The organism is Blautia faecis (genome assembly GCF_027662325.1).
Taxonomy (GTDB): domain Bacteria; phylum Bacillota; class Clostridia; order Lachnospirales; family Lachnospiraceae; genus Blautia_A; species Blautia_A faecis.
Genome location: NZ_JAQDKY010000088.1, coordinates 1 through 2785, shown reverse-complemented (window position 1 = coordinate 2785; position 2785 = coordinate 1). Strand labels below are relative to the sequence as shown.

3 protein-coding genes are annotated in these 2785 nt (G+C 45.5%); all 3 read right to left on the bottom strand.

Features of this window, described 5'->3' with window-relative positions:
- Positions 1–309 precede the first annotated feature (309 nt).
- The gene (locus PGQ38_RS19135; protein ID WP_270433148.1) at positions 310–645 is read right to left on the bottom strand and encodes an aspartate carbamoyltransferase regulatory subunit; all 336 of its coding nucleotides are present in this window, start codon (positions 643–645) and stop codon (positions 310–312) included.
- Complete coding sequence (gene pyrB / locus PGQ38_RS19130) at positions 645–1487, bottom strand: aspartate carbamoyltransferase (protein WP_270433145.1); 843 nt, start codon at positions 1485–1487, stop codon at positions 645–647. Before pyrB ends, PGQ38_RS19135 begins: the two co-directional genes overlap by 1 nt.
- Positions 1484–2785: adenylosuccinate synthase (locus PGQ38_RS19125; protein ID WP_118584206.1), on the bottom strand; the 1302-nt coding region annotated here is incomplete at its 5' end. The genes pyrB and PGQ38_RS19125, both read right to left, overlap by 4 nt.

The window sequence follows — 2785 nt, the reverse complement described above, 5'->3', positions numbered from 1 at the left end:
GGATTTAGTTTGATGATGATCCTGGATGTGGCACTGGGGTAAGAGGAATGTTTCTTATGAGAATATTGATTTATGGTGTGGGTGTGATTGGATCCTTGTATGCGACTTTATTTGCAGATGACGGTTATGAATGGCTATGAGGCAACGAAAGCAATCCGCAGAAGTTCCCATGAACTGGCAAAGACGATCCCTATTATTGCCATGACTGCTAATGCATTTAAATATTTTTTTAAATACCCTTTAGGAATAGAAATAAACCTAAAGGGTATTTTCCTCTTAAGCGACATACAAGGGAGGGTTTGGTAGTTTCTATCTTAAGAGGGAAGCTTCCTGGTTGCAGTAAATACATCTATATTTTCCACTGGAGGACAATTTGAAGATGTGCTCGCAGTTTGCTTCCGTACTGGTAATGCAGCGGGGATTTTTGCATTTGATTACATTTTTTAAAGTTCTTGGCGGAACAGGATGATATTTTTTTACCACCTTTCCATCGCGAATTACGATCAAAGTGACTCCATCGTTTAAATAACCAAGGACTTCAAGACGCTCAGGCTCTGTAAGCCCTAGCTTGTAAATATCCATTCCTTTTCCAGCCGGGATATGGTCGATCACAATTCCATTTTGGATAGATTCAATCTTTAACATTACAGCACCGTCCTTCCTGTCAGCGGATCCGGGATTTCAAGCAGCGCCATAATAAGTGCCATACGGATATATTTTCCGTTTTGTACCTGGTCAAAATAAGCGGCTCTTGGATCCTGTTCCTTTAACCGGACATAATCTTCTTCGTTAAAGAAACGCTCTTTCTGAACCCTTGTCATATAGAGTATGTCCAGTTTGGGAAGTGTTTCCTCCAGGCTGGTAACCTCTTTGTAAAAAGAATGGTTAGGCTTTAAGGTCTCTTCAATTACGTAATCCGGGATTTTAAGCTCTTCCGGGGAGATGAAGTAAAACTCATTTTCTGGATGACGTACCAGACTGTTTACAAGGGAGTGTACGGTTCTTCCAAATTTCAAGTCACCGCAAAAACCAACTGTCAGGTGATCCAGATGACCTTTTCTCTGGCGGATGGTCATAAGGTCGATCAATGTCTGGGTAGGATGATTATGTCCGCCATCCCCGGCATTGATTACCGGCACTGTGGCATACATGGAAGCGCGAAGGGGAGCGCCTTCCTTGGGATGCCGCATTGCAATGATATCTGCATAGCAGCTTACCACCCGGGCAGTATCGGCTACCGTTTCTCCTTTTGTGGCACTGGACTGTTCAGCACCTGCAAAGCCAAGGGATTTTCCGCCAAGGCTTAACATGGCAGATTCAAAGGAAAGACGGGTTCTGGTACTTGGTTCGTAAAAAAGAGTGGCAATCTTTTTCCCATCTGCCACATGGCTGTACACTTCTGGACTTTCTGCAATGCGGTCAGCCAGATCCAGAACTTTTGTAGTTTCTTCAAGGGTAAAATTAAGTGGATCGATCAAATGTCTCATAACCAGGCTCCTTTTGTTAAAAACTGATCCCGTCTGGCTCCGACGGAAATAAACTGGATTTCATGGTTCAGAAGCTGCTCCAGGATACGAATGTAAGCTTTTGCATTCTCCGGAAGCTCTTCATAGGTCCGGCAGCCCGAAATATCGCATTTCCATCCTGGAAGCATTTCTACTACAGAGGTATAACTATCCAGTTCATCCATAGGATCAAAATCGGTTACTATAACACCGTCACGTTTATAGCCTGTGATCACAGGAATCTCTTTCATGGAACTTAAGACATCCATTTTTGTCAAAGCGATCTTATCTGCATTCTGGCATTTTAACCCATAGCGGCTGGCTACGGCATCAAAGGGACCTATCCTTCTGGGACGACCGGTGGCAGCACCATATTCACCGCCAGCTTTCCGCAACGCTTCTTCCCAGTCATCGGACATGGCATGTTCTGCCACAAAAGGACCTGCGCCAACACAGGTGGAATACGCTTTTAAAACGCCAATTACGTGATCCAGGGATTTTCCAGGGATTCCGGCACCAATGGGACCATAGGCAGAAATGGTAGAGGAACTTGAGGTATAGGGGAAAATACCGTAATCAATGTCCCTCATGGCTCCAAGCTGGGCTTCCAGTACCACCTTTTTGCCCTCTGACACTGCCTGTTCCAGATATTCCCCGGTGTCTGCAATATAGGGACCAAACAGTTCAGCCTGTTCCTCACACCAGGTAAGGAGTGCAGGGTAGGACATTGGCTCCTGATGATAACAGCCTGCAAGCTCCAGGTTCTTTGCCTCCAGCATGGTTTTTAATCTGGCTTTTACGGAATCCTCTTTTAAATGAAGGAGATCTCCCAGGCGAAGTGTTTTTTTACGGTACTTGTCACTGTATGCATAGGCGATTCCACGGCGGGTAGAACCAAAGGCACTTCCTGTCTTTGCAAGTCTGTTTTCTTCTAACTCATCCTGCACCTTATGCCATGGCATGGAGACTGTAGCACGTTTTGAAAGTTTCAGATGATCCGGTGTTACCCGGATTCCTTTTTTCTCTATTTCATGGATTTCCTGGGAAAGATGTTCCAGGTCAACCACCATTCCGTCCCCGAGGACGCACACCACACCTGGATGTAAAATACCAGAGGGGAGAAGATTTAAAACGAATTTGCCCTGGGTGGTTACCACTGTGTGACCTGCATTGTTTCCGCCCTGGTAGCGGACAACCACATCTGCCTGCTCTGCAAGAAGATCGATCACACGTCCTTTTCCTTCATCGCCCCAGTTAATACCGGTTACTGCTGTAAGCAT

What these genes read in the sequence shown, in the direction of transcription:
- PGQ38_RS19135 (WP_270433148.1), bottom strand. Translation starts at nt 645, where the DNA reads ATGTTAAAGATTGAATCTATCCAAAATGGAATTGTGATCGACCATATC.
- pyrB (WP_270433145.1), bottom strand. Translation starts at nt 1,487, where the DNA reads ATGAGACATTTGATCGATCCACTTAATTTTACCCTTGAAGAAACTACA.